General features: G+C 64.2%; 11 protein-coding genes. 10 read left to right on the top strand and 1 reads right to left on the bottom strand.

The window, feature by feature from the left end; all coding sequences use genetic code 11:
- Positions 1 to 35: 35 nt before the first annotated feature.
- From pdhA to lpdA, 4 genes are read left to right on the top strand one after another with little or no spacing between them, the layout of a single operon-like run.
- Complete coding sequence (gene pdhA, locus H6678_01030) at positions 36 to 1,250, top strand: pyruvate dehydrogenase (acetyl-transferring) E1 component subunit alpha (protein MCB9472375.1); 1,215 nt, start codon at positions 36 to 38, stop codon at positions 1,248 to 1,250.
- A complete protein-coding gene (locus H6678_01025; GenBank protein ID MCB9472374.1) occupies positions 1,251 to 2,234 on the top strand; it encodes an alpha-ketoacid dehydrogenase subunit beta in 984 nt (327 codons plus the stop codon). It begins immediately after the preceding gene.
- Positions 2,235 to 2,275: 41 nt separating this feature from the next.
- Positions 2,276 to 3,589: a 2-oxo acid dehydrogenase subunit E2 gene (locus H6678_01020; GenBank protein MCB9472373.1), complete on the top strand. Its 1,314-nt coding sequence runs from the start codon at positions 2,276 to 2,278 to the stop codon at positions 3,587 to 3,589.
- 41 nt (positions 3,590 to 3,630) lie between these two features.
- Positions 3,631 to 4,974, top strand: a complete 1,344-nt coding sequence (gene lpdA, locus H6678_01015) for a dihydrolipoyl dehydrogenase (protein MCB9472372.1) — start codon at positions 3,631 to 3,633, stop codon at positions 4,972 to 4,974.
- Between the two features lie 517 nt (positions 4,975 to 5,491).
- On the opposite strand, the gene H6678_01010 is transcribed toward lpdA, so the two are convergent.
- Positions 5,492 to 6,643, bottom strand: coding sequence for an IS4 family transposase (locus H6678_01010; protein MCB9472371.1), 1,152 nt, complete (start codon positions 6,641 to 6,643; stop codon positions 5,492 to 5,494).
- Positions 6,644 to 8,052: 1,409 nt separating this feature from the next.
- Between H6678_01010 and H6678_01005 the strand changes: the two genes are divergently transcribed.
- From H6678_01005 to H6678_00980, 6 genes are all read left to right on the top strand, one after another.
- Complete coding sequence (locus tag H6678_01005; protein MCB9472370.1) at positions 8,053 to 10,305, top strand: response regulator; 2,253 nt, start codon at positions 8,053 to 8,055, stop codon at positions 10,303 to 10,305.
- Between the two features lie 306 nt (positions 10,306 to 10,611).
- Entirely contained in the window at positions 10,612 to 11,502 is an 891-nt protein-coding gene (locus H6678_01000) for a class I SAM-dependent methyltransferase (GenBank protein MCB9472369.1), read from the top strand.
- Positions 11,492 to 12,202 carry an RNA pseudouridine synthase gene (locus tag H6678_00995; protein ID MCB9472368.1) on the top strand — a complete coding sequence of 237 codons (711 nt, stop codon included), beginning with the start codon at positions 11,492 to 11,494 and terminating at the stop codon, positions 12,200 to 12,202. Before H6678_01000 ends, H6678_00995 begins: the two co-directional genes overlap by 11 nt.
- A gap of 108 nt (positions 12,203 to 12,310) precedes the next feature.
- On the top strand, positions 12,311 to 13,075 hold the full coding sequence (locus H6678_00990) for a serine/threonine-protein phosphatase (GenBank protein MCB9472367.1): 765 nt from the start codon (positions 12,311 to 12,313) through the stop codon (positions 13,073 to 13,075).
- A gap of 2 nt (positions 13,076 to 13,077) precedes the next feature.
- A complete protein-coding gene (locus H6678_00985) occupies positions 13,078 to 16,542 on the top strand; it encodes a protein kinase (GenBank protein ID MCB9472366.1) in 3,465 nt (1,154 codons plus the stop codon).
- Positions 16,542 to 18,263: a GAF domain-containing protein gene (locus H6678_00980; GenBank protein MCB9472365.1), complete on the top strand. Its 1,722-nt coding sequence runs from the start codon at positions 16,542 to 16,544 to the stop codon at positions 18,261 to 18,263. The genes H6678_00985 and H6678_00980 overlap by 1 nt, the downstream gene beginning before the upstream one ends.
- The last annotated feature ends 85 nt before the right edge of the window (positions 18,264 to 18,348 follow it).

Raw genomic sequence — 18,348 nt, 5'->3', positions numbered from 1 at the left:
CGTCGGCCCGGTCGCGCGCGGTTCCGCATTGCCGAATGCACGGACCGGATCCGGGCCCCCTGCGCAGCTCGTTCCATCCGTCCGTCGGGCCTTCTGCGTCCCGCGGGCTGGATCGTCAAACGACCGGGCCACTGCCCGTCGTCATTTCTGGAGGACCCGTGTTCGACGCCTTCGATCCCCTCAAGGGCAAGATGCTTCGCATCCTGGACGAGCAGGGCCGCCTGCTCAAGGCAGGGCAGAAGTACCTGCCCGACCTCAGTCCCGCGGAACTGTGCGACGGGTACGCCGCCATGGTGCGGGCCCGGGTGGCCGACGAACGGGCCGTGAGTTACCAGCGCCAGGGCCGGATCTACACCCTGCCCACCAATCTGGGGCAGGAAGCGGCGGCCGTGGGTTCCATTCTGGCCCTGCGCCCCGAAGACTGGATGGTGCAGTCCTACCGCGAGCTGGGCGGAGTGCTGGCCAAGGGCGGCACCGTGAAGAACCATCTGGCCTACTTCTCGGGATCGGAAACGGGCAGCGTGCACCCCGGGCGTCCGCGCCTGCTGCCGCTCTCGGTGCCCATCACCAGCCAGGTGACCCATGCGGCGGGCATTGGCCACAGCATCGTCTATCGCGGCGGCAGCGAAGTGGTCATCACCTTCTTCGGCGATGGCGGCACCAGCCAGGGCGACTTCAACGAGGGCCTCAACTGGGCGGCTGTGTTCAAGTGCCCCGTGATCTTCGTCTGCAACAACAACCAGTACGCGATCTCGCTGGGGCGCAAGAGCCAGACCGGTTCGGAAACCCTGGCCCAGAAAGCCATCGCCTTCGGCATGCCGGGCATGATCGTGGACGGCAACGACTATCTGGCCGTGGTGGCCGCCACCCGGGCCGCCGCCGAACACGCGCGCGCCGGCCGTGGCCCCGTGCTGCTGGAAATGTATACCTACCGCATGGGCGCGCACACCACCTCCGACGATCCGTCGATCTACCGCAGCAAGGAGGAGGAGGAGTCCTGGAAGCACAAGGATCCGCTGCTGCGCATGCGGGCTTACCTAGACTCGCTGAAACTCTGGGATGATGCCAAGGAAGCCGAGCTGCGCGAGCAGGTGGGGCACGAGTGCGATCAGGCCATGGCGGAAGTCGAAGCCATGGAGCGCACGCCCATCGAGGACATCTTCGGCTACCAGTATGAAACCATGCCCCCCGAGCTTGTGCGCCAGATGGCCGAATACAAGCAGTTCCTTGCCTGGAAGGAGGCCCGTTAGATGCCCGCGATGAACCTGGTACAGGCCATCAACAACGCCCTGGACCTGAAACTGGCCCAGGATCCGGACATCCTGCTCTTCGGCGAGGACGCCGGACTGGAAGGCGGCGTGTTCCGCGTGACCCAGGGACTGCAGGCCAAGTACGGCGAACGCCGCGTGTTCGATACGCCGCTCTCCGAATCGGTGCTGCTGGGTGCCGGGCTTGGCATGGCGGTCACGGGGCTGCGCCCGATCGTCGAGATCCAGTTCTCGGGGTTCATGTATCCGGCCATGAATCAGCTGGTGACCCACGTGGCCCGCATGCGCAACCGCAGCCGGGGCGTGTTCACCGTGCCCATGACCATCCGCATGCCCTACGGCGGCGGCATCCGGGCCCTCGAGCTGCACAGCGAGAGCATGGAGGCGATCTACGGACACATCCCCGGCCTGCAGGTGGTGATTCCGTCCTGTCCCTACGACGCCAAGGGCATGCTGATCAGCGCCATCGAATCCAACGATCCCGTGCTCTTCATGGAGCCCAAGAAGGTCTACCGCAGCTTCCGCCAGGACGTGCCCGAGGAGATCTACCGTGTGCCGCTGGGCAAGGCCACCATCGCCCGTCCCGGCAAGGACCTGACTCTGGTGGCCTACGGCGCGATGATGCGGGTGGCCAGCAAGGCCTGCGAACTGGCGGCCGCCGAGGGCTTTGACGTGGAACTGATCGACCTGCGCTCGATCTACCCTCTCGACCGTGAGACGGTCTACGAGTCGGTACGGCGCACGGGGCGTTTCCTTGTGCTGCACGAAGGTGCCCGCACCTTCGGCGTGGCCGCCGAGCTGCTGGCCCAGGTCAGCGAGAATCTGATCGATTGCCTGGAAGCCCCGCCCGCGCGCGTCTGCGGCTTTGACACGATCATGCCGCTGCCCATGGGCGAAGACCATTATCTGCCCAGCCCCGAGCGTGTGCTGTACGCCATCACGCATCTCCGGGACTTCGCCGCCTGAACACGGCGCTCCCCGGGGAGTGCCCAGCAAGGATGAGATCCATGCCCTACATCTTCCACTTTCCCGACATCGGCGAAGGCATTGCCGAAGGCAAGATTCTGGAGTGGTACGTCAAGGTTGGCCAGACCGTCAAGGAGGGCGATCTGGTGGTCAAGGTCGAGACCGACAAGGTGGTGGCCGACATTCCCATTCCGCGCAATGGCACCGTGCTGAAACTGATCGGCGAGGTGGACCAGGTTATCAACGTGGAAGACGAACTGGTCGTGCTTCAGCTCGAGGGCGAGAGTGCGGCTCCCGTGGCTGAACAGCCAGCGGCGGCTCCTGCCCCCGCGGCCAAGGAATCGGCGGGCGAGGAGAGCTTTGGCGTGGTGGGCACCATTGAGGTGGACAACACGGGTGACGTGATGCCCGCGGGCACCGAGGGCCGCGCCGCGACCGGCAGCCCCGAGCCGACTCGCGTGCGCGCCACCCCCGCGGCCCGCGTGCTGGCCCGCGAACTCGGCGTGACCTTGCCCGGTCTGGCGGGCAGTGGCCCCGACGGCCGCATTCTCAAGACCGACATCCAGCGTGCCGCGGACTCGCCTTCGGGCAGGACCGTGCCGGCAGCGGCTCCCGTTGCCGCCGCCAGTCCGGGTGCCTTGCGTGCGGCGGACAGCGGTCCGGCGGTCACCGAACATCCCCTGAGCCAGATCCGCAAGACCATTGCCGCCCGCATGAGCCAGTCCAAGTTCACCGCGCCCCACGCCACCACCTTCGAGGAAGTGGAGATCTCGCGCCTGGTGGCCCTGCGTGCCGAGCAGAAGGAGGGGCTGGCCGCCGAGGGCATCAAGCTCTCGTACATGCCCTTCATCTTTCGCGCCACGGCCCTGGCCCTGATGGCCAATCCCACCCTCAACGCGCGCCTGGACCTGGCGGGCAACCGGGTGATCCATCACCACTTCGTCAATCTGGGACTGGCCGTGGACACGGCCGATGGGCTGGTGGTGCCCGTGATCCGCAACGCGCACCAGCTCTCGATCCGCGAGCTGGCCCTGCAGATCGACAGCTTCGCCCAGCGTTCGCGCGAGCGCAAGCTGACCCTGGACGAACTGCGCGACGGCACCTTCACCGTCACCAACTATGGCGCGATCGCCGGGATCCACGGCTGCCCGATCATCAACTACCCCGAGGTGGCCATTCTGGGCATCGGCCGTATTCTGGACACGCCCGTGGTGCGCGACGGAGCCTGTGTGCCGGGCAAGGTACTGCCGCTCTCGCTGAGCGTGGATCACCGCATCGTCGATGGCGGCGACGCCGCCCGCTTCCTGCGGGACTTGATGGCCCTGCTGGCCAATCCCGTCTCGATGCTGCTCTGAGCGTCGGCCCCTTCGCTGCGTCAACCAAGTCTGGAGCCCGAATGCAGAAGTACCAGTGCCTGATCATCGGAGCCGGCCCCGGCGGGTACGTGGCGGCCATCCGTGCCGGACAGCTTGGCCTGAAGACCGCGATCGTCGAACGCGAACACATGGGCGGGATGTGTCTCAACTGGGGCTGCATTCCCTCCAAGAGCATGATCGAAAGCGCACGGCTCTACGAGCGCCTGCACAAGGCGGCCGCCTGGGGCATCGACGGGGTCGATCCGGCGGCGCTGAGCTTCAACTGGAGCAAGGCGCTGGCCCGCAAGGATGGCATCGTCACCAAGCTGGTCAAGGGCGTCAGCTTCCTGATGAAGAAGAACGGCGTGGATGTGCTCAAGGGCGATGCCGAACTGCTCGACGCCCACCGCGTGCGCGTGGGGGAACTGGAGGTCCAGTGTGATCACCTGCTGCTGGCCACCGGATCACGCCCGGACCCCGCGCCCTTCGGCGAAATCTCGTCCTCGATCGTCCAGGACATGAAGCAGTTCTTCGGCGAAGGCGACCGTCCGGCGTCGGCCCTGGTCTACGGCGGCAACATCGTGGCCCTGGAAATCACCCTCCTGCTGAAATCCCTGGGCAGCCACGTGGAAGTGGCCCTGCCCGGTGACACCCTGCTGCCCGGCCTCGATGGCGCGCTGCGTGCCTGGCTCATGCAAAGGCTTAAACGCCTGAAAGTGCCTGTGCACACGGGTGTCACCCGACTGCTGCCCTGCGCCACCGGAGTCCGGGTGGGCGAGAAGGAGCTGGCCGTCGAACGGGTTCTGAACTGTGCCGACCGACTTCCCGTGATCCCCGCGGGGCTGAATCCGGCCACCACGGGCAAGGCCCTGAAGGTGGACGAGCATTGCCGCACCTCGATACCCTCGGTCTACGCCGCGGGCGACGTGACGGGCCAGGAACTGGCCCAGGCCGCCATGACCATGGGCATTGCCGCCGTGGAACACATGGCCGGCAAGGGCCAGCCGGTTGACTTCTCGCGAATCCCGCTGAACATCTACACCGACCCGGAAATCGCCAGCGTGGGCCTGAGCGAAGAGCAGCTCCAGGAGCGCAACGTGCCCTACCGCAAGGGCGAGTTCCCGCTCTCGGCCAATGGCCGTGCCCTGGCCGGGGGAGCCGCCGAAGGATTCATCAAGGTGCTGGCCGACGAACGGCTGGGTGAAATCGTGGGCGTGCACATCGTGGCCCCCAATGCCACCGACATGATCGCGCAGGCGGTCAGTCTGCTGAATCTGGAAACCACCCTCGAAGAAGTGGCGCGCATGGTGCACGCTCATCCCAGCTTGTCGGAAGTGCTCTGGGAAGCCCACCTTGATGCGCTGGGGCGGCCGCTACACAAATAGCCCTGCAACTTCCTCGGTTCGTGAGCCGGGGTCTGGATTGTCTCTATATGATCGCCGGGGTCTCCGATGTGGGGGCTCCGGCTTTTTTGTGCCACCACTTGGGTGGGCGGGGCAATTCCCACCTTTTCTTTGGACTGGGGCCCAAAGAAAAGGTGGGGCCAAAAGAAAGGCCCTCCGGGGCGGGGTATGTGGCGCGCGATGCGCGCTTGGGCGTGGGTGATCGGGGGCTTGTGTCGCGTTGATCACGGGGGTGGGGGTGCGGCCTGCGGCGCACCACTTTTTGTGGTGTGTTTCGAAACCGTGGCTGGTTGGTGGATTGGGAAAGATTGAATTCTGGCCATGGGGGAGATCAGGGCTGGAGGAAATGGATCCGTCAACATCTTCACACCTGGATTTCGACGCACACTCTCGCCCGACAAGCCCCGGATGGGGCATTGTACATATGTAGCCCGTGGGGAATGCACGGTCAGGGCAATTCCCACCTTTTCTTTGGACTGGGGCCCACTAGTGTCCCACATCATGCCAGCTTTAGCTCAAGTTGGAGATCGGAAGATGCTTGCGGCGGGATAGTGGCATGGATCACAACACCCCACAGGTCACGGTGATCGAAAAGCGTTGCCCGGATGAGACGGAAAATCTGGGTCAATGAATGGTCCAGATGCCGACTCAACTTTACGAATGCAGTAATCAGGTAGGCAATCAGAGCTATCCAGATCTGTGTCATGACCGCATTCATGCTGTTGCCGACAAATCGCTTGATTTTGGCGCGCTGCTTGATCCACTTGAAAAACAACTCGATCTGCCAGCGCTCTTTGTAGATGGCTGCGATTGTGGCAGCAGACCACTTGAGGTTGTTTGTAATGAATACAAGATCCTTTTGCGTTCCCGGATCGAAGTAGTGGATCCTTCGGAGCTGTCGTGTGTGTTTTTTGCCTTGAACACCGGTCAAGTGGATGTTCTGATCGGCCAGCACACCGGACCCAGGAACCAGTGGGCGATCCTTCACAGCTTCGTACCGCATGTTGAACTTTGCACGAGTGACAAACGGGCAGTTGGCTTTCGTCAATCGGTCGAACCAGGCATAGTCACAGTACCCTCTGTCAAAAATGTACACCGTTCCAGGTATGAGTTTGACCTGCGGGAGAACCTGGTGATCATGCCGGCGACCTTCCGTGATGCAGACGATTTCCGGGAGCCAACTGGCATGATCAAGACCGACGTGGACTTTGACCCCTGCTTTGTAGGCACTGCAATCAGCCCACGGAAACAGCTTCAGACAAAGGTGGATGAGGGTGGAGTCCAACGAGATCAGCTTCCGGTTCACTGGCAGTTTTCGTTGTCCGGCGAATTCCTGACAACGGGACAGAAGCCGCTGGAACAGATCACGATACAGGTCTGGCGACTGCCGAGAATTCAGCCTCCCAAGTGTAGACCTGTTCAGAGGCTTGCATCCCAATCGCAGGAGATGCGGCTGCAATGCTTTGCCGCTATGATCGATTTCCCGCAAGCTGGAATGCCCGGCAAGTTGAGCTGTAAGTAAGACCACGAATTGATTCCAGCGCGTCGTCTTGCGAAAAGGCTGGCCAACATGATGTTGTTCTGCAAGAATTTCGAATTCCCGACGTGGAGTCAGCTTGAGGAGTTGTCCGAGTACGCTACTTTGGCGCATGGGTCTTCCTGTGTTGTTAGTCTTTGTTTTTAGGCGACATAAGATAACACAACACACGCGGGAAGACCCTCTTTTTATCAGCAATTATCTATGAGACACTAGTGGACTGGGGCCCAAAGAAAAGGTGGGGCCAAAAGAAAGGCCCTCCGGGGCGGGGTGTGTGGCGCGCGATGCGCGCTTGGGCGTGGGTGATCGGGGGCTTGTGTCGCGTTGATCACGGGGGTGGGGGTGCGGCCTGCGGCGCACCACTTTTTGTGGTGTGTTTCGAAACCGTGGCTGGTTGTGGATTCGGACGGATGGAATTCTGGCCATGGACAAGACCCGGGTTGGAGGATATGGATCCGTGCCCATCCTCATGCTTGGATTCCGACTCACACTCTCGCCCGGCAAGCCCCGAAAGGGGCATCGAACATATGTAGCCCGTGGGGAATCCACGGGCGGGCGTGGATGTCCGACATGATGGAATCCTGACCATGGATACGACCCGGGCTGGAGCTGATCCAACTGTGCCCATCGCCACACTTGGATTCCGACTCACACTCTCGCCCGGCAAGCCCCGAAAGGGGCATCGAACATATGTAGCCCGTGGGGAATCCACGGGCGGGCGTGGATGTCCGACATGATGGAATCCTGACCATGGATACGACCCGGGCTGGAGCTGATCCAACTGTGCCCATCGCCACACTTGGATTCCGACTCACACTCTCGCCCGGCAAGCCCCGAAAGGGGCATCGAACATATGTAGCCCGTGGGGAATCCACGGGCGGGCGTGGATGTCCGACATGATGGAATCCTGACCATGGATACGACCCGAGCTGGAGCTGATCCTACCGTGCCCATCCTCACGCTTGGATTCCTACGCAAACTCTTGCCCGGCAAGCCCCGAAAGGGGCATCGAACATATGTAGCTCGTGGGGAATGCACGGTCAGGGCAAATCCCACCTTTTCTTTGGACTGGGGCCCAAAGAAAAGGTGGGGCCAAAAGAAAGGCCCTCCGGGGCGTGATGTGTGGCGCGCGATGCGCGCTCGGGCGTGGGCGATCGGGGGGCTTGTGTCGCGTTGATCACGGGGGTGGGGGTGCGGCCTGCGGCGCACCACTTTTTGTGGTGTGTTTCGAAACCGTGGCTGGTTGGTGGATTCGGAAGGATGGAATTCTGGCCATGGGGGAGACCCGGGCTGGAGCTGTTCCATCCGTGCCCATCGCCACACCTGGATTCCGACGCACACTCTCGCTTGTCAAGCTCCGAATGGGGCATTGAACATTTGTGGCCCGTGGGGAATTCATGGGCGGGGGTATTGACGCGGCTGCTGGCTCCCTTTCGCTGCCGGGTCGGCCAGTGAATCCGGCCCCGGGTCCTGCCGATTCTGCCTGCGACAGCAGCCGAGCAGCGTCCAGGAAGTCACAAGCGATGAGCATAACCCATCTGAAGCTCAGTCAGTACCGCCTGCTCAGGCGCGCGGATGAGCTCAACCCCGACCATCTCGAGCAGCTGAACGCCGGGGCGATGGCCCACATCGCCAAACGCGCGAAGTCGGGCCTGCTGTTCTATCCGCTGATCTATGCGGCGATCCAGCTCATGGTCCCGCTCTATTCCCCGCCGATCTTCCAGCTGGGCCTGCTGCTGCTGCTGGGCTTGCTTGCCCTGATGCGGATCGTGCAGCTGCGCCGGCTTGGGCGTGGCCAACTTGAACCTCGCAGATGGAACCATTTCGTGATCGCCTCGCAGGTCACGGCGGCCGCCTGGTCGCTGGGCATGTGCACCGAGGCCATCCAGGGCGGTTTCCAGCCCGGCATGATCCTGTTCCTCACCGCCAATGTGGGTGTCGTGCTGGGCATGCTGTTCTCCTACACGCCCAACCTGATGCTGATGTTCAGCCTGATCTCCCTGCTGGTGCTGCCCATCACCTTCTCATCGATCTGGCTGGGAGTGCAAGGGGACGCGGGAGCTTTGCTGGCCGCCGTGCTCAATGGCCTTCTGATGGCCTACCTGGCGCACCAGACCCTGCTGCTCCACCGGGATTACTGGAATGCCCGGATGGACAACCTGCAGTTGCAGCTGCGCGGAGAAGAACTGGAACGCGCGCGCAAGGAGGCCGAGGAAGCCAGCGTGACCAAGTCCCAGTTTCTGGCCACCATGAGCCACGAGATCCGCACCCCGATGAACGGCATCATGGGCATGACCGACCTGGCCCTCGAGACCGAGCTGAAGCCCGACCAGCGCGAATTCCTGATGACCGTGCATCAGTCGGCCGAGTCCCTGTTGCGCATCATCAATGACATCCTCGACTTCTCGAAGATGGAAGCCGGCAAGCTGGAACTGGATGCCTCTCCCTTCTCGCTGCGTGTTCAGTTGAAGGACATCCTCGGGCCACTGGAATTCAGGGCCACCAGCAAGGGGCTTGGCCTGCACAGTCATGTGGGAGCCACGGTGCCTGAAGAGCTCATCGGCGACTCGCTGCGCATCGGTCAGATCCTGATCAACCTCTGTGGCAACGCGATCAAGTTCACCGAGCGGGGCGAGATCCGACTTCAGGTCAACGGAGCTCCCGAGCGGGAACGCCTGCCCCAGCCGATCCGCGACTCACGTCATCCCTTGCCCGACACCCTGCCGGAACACGATTACTGGCTTTATGTGTCCGTGCGTGACAACGGGATCGGGATGACACCGGAACAGACCGATCGGATTTTCCGCAGCTTCACCCAGGCCGATGGCTCCACCACCCGGCGTTTTGGTGGCACGGGTCTGGGGTTGAGCATTTCCAGTCAGCTCGCGGCCCAGATGGGAGGCGAGATCTGGGTGGACAGCGAGCCCGGGCAGGGCAGTGTGTTCCATGTGGCGATTCAGCTGCAGACCACGCGCAAGCTCGAAGCCGAGCGCGCCAATCGGCTGGCGGGCAAGCACACCCTGCTGCTGTATCGCAACCAGACCAGTCGCCTGCATCTGGAAGAGCTGTTGCAGGAATGGAAGATGGAGCTGACCGTCACCTCGCGCCCGGAGGACACGGTCGACCTGCTGGCCAGGGCCAACCCGCCCTTCGACTACCTGCTGGTGGATGGTCTGCTGATCAAGGACCGGGCAGAGGATCTGGAACACGCACTGCGCGATCTGGCCAATCCCCCAGCCATGGTCTGCCTGCATGTGCCCGGTTCCTCCACGGGAATGGGCCTGCGTGGCGGAATCACCCGGGTGACCCAACCCGTGGAACGGCGCTCACTGCTGGCTGCCCTGCTGGACGCACGCCCCCCACTGCCCCTGACACTGCAGGCGCCTCTGGTGGAAGAACGGAACACACAGCGCCAGCGCATCCTGGTGGCCGAAGACAACGAAGTCAACCAGGTCGTGGCGCGTTGGCTGCTGGAAAAGCTGGGCTATGTGGTCCAGATGGCCGGGAATGGCCAGGTGGCGCTGGACATGCTGGAAGAGGGCGAGTTCGACCTGGTGCTGATGGATCTGCTGATGCCCGAAATGGACGGGCTGGAGGCCACCCGCAGGATCCGCAGTGGGCGCTGGGGAGCCGATCTGCCCATCATCGCGCTGACCGCCAATGCCATGAGTGGCGACCGGGAACGCTGTCTTCAGGCCGGCATGGACGGTTATCTGAGCAAACCGATCCGGCGTTCCGAACTGGTGGGCGAACTGGAGCGCATGCTGGGAACCTGAGTCCCCTGGAGCCCGGTCCCGCCTGTGGGCATGCGCTGACCGGTACCTGACCGGCGGCACTCCCATCCTGAATTTCCTACCTTGGGCGCGCGCGTGATCCAGCCAATCGTGACACGCCGCTCCGTGGCTGCGCCCCGCCGGACAGAACCTGCCGGCTCCGGGGTGTCATCCTGCTTCCGGTTCAGTTGCCCCCTCCCGGGGTCCTTGCCCCCGAAGGGTGTCGTTGATGTCCGGTTGCGAGCGCAGGGCACAAGGACTCTGTGCGTGTGCTGGCCACCCCCGCCAGTCCTGTCCCAAGGAGAGACCGTGATCCACTTCGAGGAAGCCCGCCTGCCGGGTTATGAGCTGCTGGACAGCGGGGCCGGTTTCCGGCTGGAACGCTTTGGCGCACGCGTGCTCGAACGTCCCGACCCCAACGCCCTCTGGAGCAGGCGTCTCAAGCCAGGGCGCTGGCAGGCCGCGCACTGCCGCTTCGACCCCACCCAGCGCTTCGGCAGCAGTCACTGGGATCGACGGGGCCAGACTCCCGAGTGGGAGATCCAGTTGCACGACCTGCGCCTGCGACTGCGCCTGACCCCATTCAAGCACACGGGCCTGTTTCCCGAGCAGGAACCCAACTGGCGCTTTCTCGATGCCTGCCTGCGCGCACGCATCGCCCGCGATGGCTCGCCACCCGAGGTGCTGAACCTCTTCGGCTATACCGGTGTGGCCAGCCTGGTGGCGGCCGCGGCCGGTGCCCGGGTGTGCCACGTGGATGCTTCCCCCGATGCGGTGGAATGGGCCCGGCACAACCAGACGCTTTCCGGGCTTGAGCAGGCACCCATCCGCTGGATCACGGACGATTGCATCCGTTTCCTCGAGCGCGAACAGCGGCGGGGACGTCGCTACGATGCGGTGATCCTCGATCCCCCGGCCTTCGGGCGTGACAAGGCCGGCAAGGTCTTCCGCTTCGAGGAGGATGTGCCGCTGCTGCTCCAGCGTGTACGGGCCGTGCTGAGCGACAACCCGCTGGCCCTGGTCTTCAATGCGTACTCCATGGGCTATTCCGCCACGGTCATCCGCAATCTGGTGGAGGAGATCCTGCCCGCCGATGCGCTCAGCTGCCACGAACTGCAGCTGCGCGAGACGGGCGGTCCCGCTGGGCGCGTGCTGCCCTGTGGTGTCTGTGTGCGCTACCGAGGACGCGATGCGCTCTGAGGCGGATCAGCCGGTCCTGTTGTACGAAGACAACCATTGCCTGGTGGTGCTCAAGCCCTTCAATCGGTTGAGCCAGTCCGACGACACGGGAGACAGCAACCTGCTTGACGAGCTGCGGGCCTTCATCGGTGTGCGTCACGCCAAACCCGGGGGAGTCTATCTGGGGCTGGTCCATCGTCTGGACCGACCCGCCGGAGGCGTGATGGTGGTGGCGCGCACCTCCAAGGGCGCCAGCCGGCTCAGCGCCCAGTTCCGCGAGCGCAGCGTGCGCAAGGTCTACCGGGTGGGCGTGCAGGGTGTACTTGAACCGGGCCTGGAGCTCAGACTGGAACACTGGTTGCGCAAGGACACGGCCAGGAATCGCAGCCAGGTTCGTGAGACGGCCGGCGCCGCCGGGGAAGGCTGGCTTCCGGCCCGCCTGAGCCTGCGAGTATTGGCCAACGACCCGGAGCGCAGCGAGCTGGACGTGGAACTGGAAACCGGTCGGCCCCACCAGATCCGGGCCCAGCTGGCCGCGATCGGGCATCCTGTGCTGGGTGATCTGCGCTACGGTGCGCGCGAGGCCCTGCCCGGACGCAACATCGCCCTCTGGTGCCGCCTGCTGGGGTTCAGACAGGTGGTCACGGGGCAGTGGATCGAGTCCCTGGCACTGCCACGTGCCCAGGACATGGGCCTCACCCGGTTGACACCACTCCCATGAGTGGGCAGGCCCGCGCAAACGAGACGCCCCATTGACAATCCGATAACCACAGGTATTCCCGGACTGCCCGGGTTGTGAGTCATTCGCAGACCAATTCGAGGTTCCCGCATGCACGGTTCCGTTCCACCCAGCCTCGATCATGATGACAGCCAGCACCGACAGCCCTGCGACGGCATCACCTGGCGCCTCGATCCGGGTCTCCAGCGCGACCAGAACGAAGACTGGTGCGGCTGGTTTCTGGACCGGGAGTGCTCGGCCTTCGTGGTCTGCGATGGCATGGGTGGTTTCGAGCATGGCGAGCTGGCGTCGCGCGCGGCCGGACGGGAGTTCCTGGCCAGCATCGCCGAAGAGAACGGCGCATGGCCCGATCCTGTGCGCCTGGCCAGCCGGCTGGAGACCTGCCTGGCGGCCCTGCAGACCAGCACGGGCACCACACGGGTGGGCACCACGCTGACCGGGTTGATCCTGCACGGAACGTCGGCCCTGCTGCTGCACGTGGGAGACTCGCGCGCCTATCTGCTGCGCGACGGGCGCATCATCCAGCTCAGCCGGGATCACACCGTCGTCGATGAGCTGGGCCTGCCCGAAAAGGAAGCGGTCTCCCATCCCCACAAGCACATGCTGACCCGTGCGGTGGGCATTCCCGGACTGGAACTGGATCGCCGTCGGTTTCATCTGCAGCCCGGTGACCGCCTGCTGATGTGCAGTGACGGGTTCTGGAACGCAGGAATCCTGCGCCGTGATCTGATGGGCATGGTGCTTTCCACCGCGGGCAGTGATCTGCTGGCCGATGCCCTGCTGGCCGAAGCCCATCGTCGCGATGCCCCCGACAACCTCTCGATCCTGATTCTCGATGTGGATGGCCTCAACTGAACGTGTTTGATGACATGGGCCGGATCGATCCGGAAGGCCGCTTCGAACAGCTCCAGCCGCTGGGTGAAGGCACCACGGCGCGTGTTCTGGCCGCCGTGGACCGTTACAGCGGGCGCCCCGTGGTGCTCAAGCTGGCGCGCGACCCGGAGATGGCCCAGCTCTTCCGCGGGGAAGTGAATCTGCTGCGCCGCCTGAGTGCTCCCGTGTTTCCCGAGCTGCTCGATTTCCACCTGGATTCCAGCGGCGGTGTCGAGCTGATCGTGATGGAGCGTCGTCAGGGGGCGACCCTGGAAACCCTGACCAGCTCGCTGGATCCGCTGGCGTTGGCGCGCCTGCTGGCCCAGCTGGCCCAGGGGCTGGTCGAGCTGGCCAGTCTGGCCCATCTTCACGGCGACATCAGCCCGGGCAACGTGCTGCTGGATCACGACCGTGCCTCGCTGCTGGATCTGGGACTGGCCCGTGCGATCGACGATGGCGGCGCGGACCGCGCCGGTACCATCGCCACCATGGCCCCCGAACGCCTCTCGGAAGGCCGCCTGCATCCCGGGGGCGACGTCTGGTCGCTGGGCGTGCTGGGCTGGAGCCTGATCTGCGGCCACGCTCCCTTCCCCGACGATCCCGATGCCTGCATCCGGGCCATTCTGCAGGGCCAGCGACTGGATCCCGGCGCCGGGCGCGAGCATCCGCTGATGCCCCTCTGCGAGTCCTGTCTGCAGCTTGATCCCGAACGGCGCCCTTCGGCACTCCAGGTGCTGCACGCTCTTCTGGAACAGCAGCCGGACTGTCTGGGTCCCGAACTGGTTCCTCGCCGCCCCGCTCCCAGCCAGGTTCCCGCCTGGTGTCTGGAACTGCAGTCCTGCATCGAGCAGGGGCGCAGCGGTGCCATCCACGGGCCCAGCACGGGCGATCATTCGATCTGGCTGGAGTGGCTCCTGCATGGCCAGGCGCTGGCCGGCCACCGGCAGCTGCACATGAACCTGGGGCAGGAGACGCCGCTGGACTGGGCGCGTCGGCACCTGTTGCGGCACCCCGGGCTGGCCGGACACCCCTGGTTGCACTCACGCCTGCAGTCGGGCCGCAAACTGCCCACAGCCAGTGCCGACCTGCGCTTGCTGCTGAACGCACTGCTCGACTTCCTGCCCGTGTATCTGGGCCACCCACTCAACGGACTGGTGCTGGAAACCGGAGCGCTGGCCCCCGACGCGCTGGTGCCTGCCTGGGATCTGCAGATGCTGCGGCTGTGCCAGGAACGCGGCCTGCCCCTTGTGCGGGTGCGGGTCGGGCTGGCACCCGAACTGCCTGTTGAAGACCATGGATTCCGGCTGCTGATGCCGCTGCCCGCTCCCGGGAGTTTCCGCCAGCAGCTGGCCGTGATCCTGCCCGGACTTGAACTGGACACGCACCTGCTGACCCAGCTGGATGACCGGGCCGCGGGCATCCTGCTGCCCGCACTGGACCTGCTGCGTCTCAATCTGGCGCGCCAGCGGATCCACTGGCAGGACGGACGACTGATCCTGGGCGAGTCGCTGCTCCAGCCAGAAGGGGAGCTGTTCAGGGACCCCGAAAGCCTTGGACCTTCACGTCTGCAGCTGCTGACCGAACTGGGCGTCTGGAGTTCGCTGGCGGGACAGGCGCTCTGGTTCCAGCGGCAGGCCGCACTGGACGCCTCGCCCGACCTGGCCCGGTTGGAAGCGGAGGCTCTGGTGCGCGACCGTGGCGACGGTGTGCTGGCCCCGGTTCCGGCACTCTGGGCCCGGATCGACTCCCCGGACCGGGAAGCCGCCCACCGCCGGATCTTCGGTTGGCTGATTGCCCGCACCGATGCGCCCACGGAACTGCTGCTGGAACATCTTGCGGCCTGCGGCAATCAGGCCGTGGAGCGGGACGTGTTGCTGAAACTGGCCGAAAGCTCCTCGGGCCAGGGATACCCCGAAGCCCGGATCCGGGTCCTCGAGCGTGCGCTTGAGATGGCGCCCGCAGACCGCCAGTTGGCCCTTTACAGTCTGTTGGTGCAGGCCCTTCAGGAGCAGGGCAAAGGCGAACGCGCCCACCAGGTGCTGCGGCTCTGTTTTGGCCTGCCGGATCTGAGCCGCAGCGATCGACTGCAGGCCTTGTCCCAGCTTGGGCACCTGTATCTGAGTCAGGGCCGCAGCCGTCTGGCGCGCCGTGCCTTCGCCCTTGCCCTCGACCTGAGCCGCCCGGATCAACCGGGTGAGCGATTGAAGGCCGTGTCACAACTGGCGCTTGCGCTCTGGCAGCTGGGACGCATCGAGCAGGCTCGCGGGCTGCTGGAGGAGGGGAGCCGACTGCTGACCCATTTCGATCCGCCCTGGGGGCGCCAGCTCAGTTATCAGGCCAATCTGTTGGCGGCGCTGGCTTTCGGTCTGGGCGACGAGGAGCGAGCCGCCGGACTCTGGCAGGAATTGCTGGGCAACGCCAGCCGCGACACCGACCCCGGCGAACGGGTCCGCGTGCGCATGAACCTGGCCCTGTTGCACGCCCGCCGGGAGGGCCTGGACGAAGCGGAGCACGAACTGGCGATCGCGGCCAGCGAGGCCCGCTCCCTGCACCTGGAAACCGTACTGACCCAGGTCCTGGTCAACCAGGCCCACATCGCCTTCCTGGGTGAGCGGCTCGAGGAAGCTCAGGACCACCTCCGGGACGCCGAGTCACTCTGTTTGCTGACCGACGATCGGCCTTCGCTTCTTCCCGTACTCTATGCGGCTGCGGACGTGAATTATCGGCTGGCCCACCTCGACCCGGCCCTGGATCAGCTCGAACGGCTGGAGGAGCAGAGCCGCCTCCAGGATCGTCCGTCCGCGCGCAACGAGGCCCAGCTGCAGCGTCTGCTGATGGATGCGGATCTGGGCCTGTTGCCCGATCCCGGCACCGAGGAGGAGTTTCTGCTGCGCTGCCGCCAGTACGGGCAGCACGATGTCCTGCGCGAATGGGGACTGGTTGCGGCCAGCATGGGGCGTGTGCCCGAGCCCGAGGTCTGCGCGGACTGTCGCGAAGGCGCGGGTGCCGCCGAGTTGCGCCTGCTTGACTGCCTCGAGCAGGGATTGGAAAATGACTCCAGCCGGAACGCATTTCTCGACCGGGCCCGGGAACTTCCGGCCACCAACTGGGCACTGCGCGATCGGCTGCTGCTCAATCTGTGCTTTGGACTGGAGGAGCAGAGCCGCCCTCCCTGGCTGGAAGAAGAATTTGAGCAGGTCCAGGAATCGGGGCGATTCAGCCCTTTCCAACGGGTGATGCTGGGTGTGCTGATCGGGCAGGCGAAATTGCGATCCAGCAGGCTGGCACAGGCCGGAGAAGCACTTGGCAAGGCCGTGAAAGTCCTCAGGAAATTGACCGATAGCAAGTTGATGAAAGGGCAGGAGCGCTACCGTTCCTCGCCCGTCATGGAGTCGCTGGCGCGGTCCGCACAGACATGCCAACATTTGATCCGGGGAAGCCACCGCTGATGGAAGACTTCTTTGACGCCTTTGAAAGCCTTGAAAATCTTGAAGAAGAATCCCGGCGCATGGAAAACCGTGAGCGCCGGGTGGGCGAAGGCAACCTGCAACGCATTCTCGAGCTGACGCACCAGATCAATCAGGCCGATGATCCCGATCTGGTGTTCTCGCGCCTGCTCAGCTCGGCCATCGAACTGGTGGACGCGGAGTTCGGCGCGCTGGTGCTCGAGGACGAGGATGGACACTGGACCTATCCCCACGCTCTCGACCGCGAGGGCAAATCCTGCGAGCATGCGGAAAAGCTGGTGAGTACCTCGATCGTACGCCAGGTGCTGCAGACCGGCATTTCCGCGCGCAACGAAGACATCCAGAACAACGAGGCGCTCTCCACGCGCAGCTCGGTGATCAAGCTCAACCTCAAAAGCAGTCTCTGTGTGCCCCTGCGCCTGCAGGACCGGATCGTGGGTGTGATCTACGTACACAACCAGAGCCGGATTTCCGTGTTCACCGACACGATGCTGGTGCTGCTGGAAGTGTTCTGCGAGCTGGGCTCGATCATTCTGACCCACATTTCCCTGCGCCGTGAAGAGCGCCGTCGCTATCAGGAAGTCCGTGATCTGCAGGCCTATCACCAGAGCATCGTCGATTCGGTGCCCGTGATGCTGCTGGTGGTGGATGACAGTGGCCGTGTGCATTTCAGCAATCGTCTCACCGACGAACTGCTGCAACAGAATCCCTACCTCGAGTGGACAGGCAGTGCCTTCCAGGTGGAACGGCGCGTGATGGACCGGATCGGTTTTCACGAGGAGGCCGGCGGCGGGGGCTTCGATTTCGAACGCCAGGGCCGCACCTTCCGCCTTTTCCCCTTTCCCCTGCCGTCTTCGGAACGTCGCAAGGGCCGCCAGGGTCTGGTGATCTCCGAAGTGACCCTGCAGAAGCGCATGGAACAGCAACTGCTGGAGAAGGAAAAGAGCGACATGCTCTCGCGCATGGCCGGCTCGATCGCCCATGAGATCAAGAACGCGCTGACTCCGGTGAAAGGTCGGCTGGGGCTGCTGGAGGCCCGGATCATCGCCAACGAGGAACTGTACTCGCAGATCACGCCGGACCTGCGCATCATCAACGAGATGGCCGACCGCATCTCGCGCATCGCGAGCAACCTGACCACACTTTCGCGGCCCCTGAGCATGAACCGCCAGCTGCTGGACATGAATCACGAAGTCGAGCAGGTGCTGCAGCTGCTGAAGGAGACCGGCGGGCGCATCAAGAACTTCTACTGCGGCCTCTTTGACGAGCAGGGCGGCAGTCTGCCGCCCGGATCACGTTTCCAGATCGATCTGGATCTGGACGAGAACCTGCCGCAGCAGCTGGGCGACCGCGATTACATCCAGCAACTGCTGATGAACCTGCTGATCAATGCCGCACACGCGGTGGAAGACAAGGGCGAAGGCAGCATCCGGATCCAGACTCGTCACTCGGGCCAGACCGTGGTGCTGACCGTGTCCGATACGGGCTGCGGCATTGCGGCCGACCAGCTCAAGCGTATCTGGGACCCATATTTCACCACCAAGGTCAGCGGCCGTGGCAGCGGTCTGGGGCTGACGCTGGTGCGCATGGTGGTCGAGAAACACGAAGCGGAGATGAAACTGGACAGCATCCAGGGGCAGGGAACCAGTTTCACGATCCGGTTCCCGCTGGGTTTCGGACGTGAGCCGGAATTCAATGATTGATGATGGCGCCCGCCTGCCGGACCGCACACCATGAAATCAAAACGGGGCGCCACTGGCGCCCCGTTCCGTTTGCATTCGGTCATGC

The organism is Candidatus Delongbacteria bacterium (assembly GCA_020634015.1).
Classification (GTDB): Bacteria; CAIWAD01; CAIWAD01; order CAIWAD01; family CAIWAD01; genus JACKCN01.
This window is presented reverse-complemented; position numbering and strand designations above follow the sequence as displayed.

Excerpts from the sequence above, each read along its gene's own strand:
- H6678_00995 (MCB9472368.1), top strand. The coding sequence starts at position 11,492 with ATGCGCTCTGAGGCGGATCAGCCGGTCCTGTTGTACGAAGACAACCAT.
- lpdA (MCB9472372.1), top strand. The coding sequence starts at position 3,631 with ATGCAGAAGTACCAGTGCCTGATCATCGGAGCCGGCCCCGGCGGGTAC.
- H6678_00990 (MCB9472367.1), top strand. The coding sequence starts at position 12,311 with ATGCACGGTTCCGTTCCACCCAGCCTCGATCATGATGACAGCCAGCAC.
- pdhA (MCB9472375.1), top strand. The coding sequence starts at position 36 with ATGCACGGACCGGATCCGGGCCCCCTGCGCAGCTCGTTCCATCCGTCC.
- H6678_01010 (MCB9472371.1), bottom strand. The coding sequence starts at position 6,643 with ATGCGCCAAAGTAGCGTACTCGGACAACTCCTCAAGCTGACTCCACGT.
- H6678_01005 (MCB9472370.1), top strand. The coding sequence starts at position 8,053 with ATGAGCATAACCCATCTGAAGCTCAGTCAGTACCGCCTGCTCAGGCGC.
- H6678_01020 (MCB9472373.1), top strand. The coding sequence starts at position 2,276 with ATGCCCTACATCTTCCACTTTCCCGACATCGGCGAAGGCATTGCCGAA.
- H6678_00980 (MCB9472365.1), top strand. The coding sequence starts at position 16,542 with ATGGAAGACTTCTTTGACGCCTTTGAAAGCCTTGAAAATCTTGAAGAA.
- H6678_01025 (MCB9472374.1), top strand. The coding sequence starts at position 1,251 with ATGCCCGCGATGAACCTGGTACAGGCCATCAACAACGCCCTGGACCTG.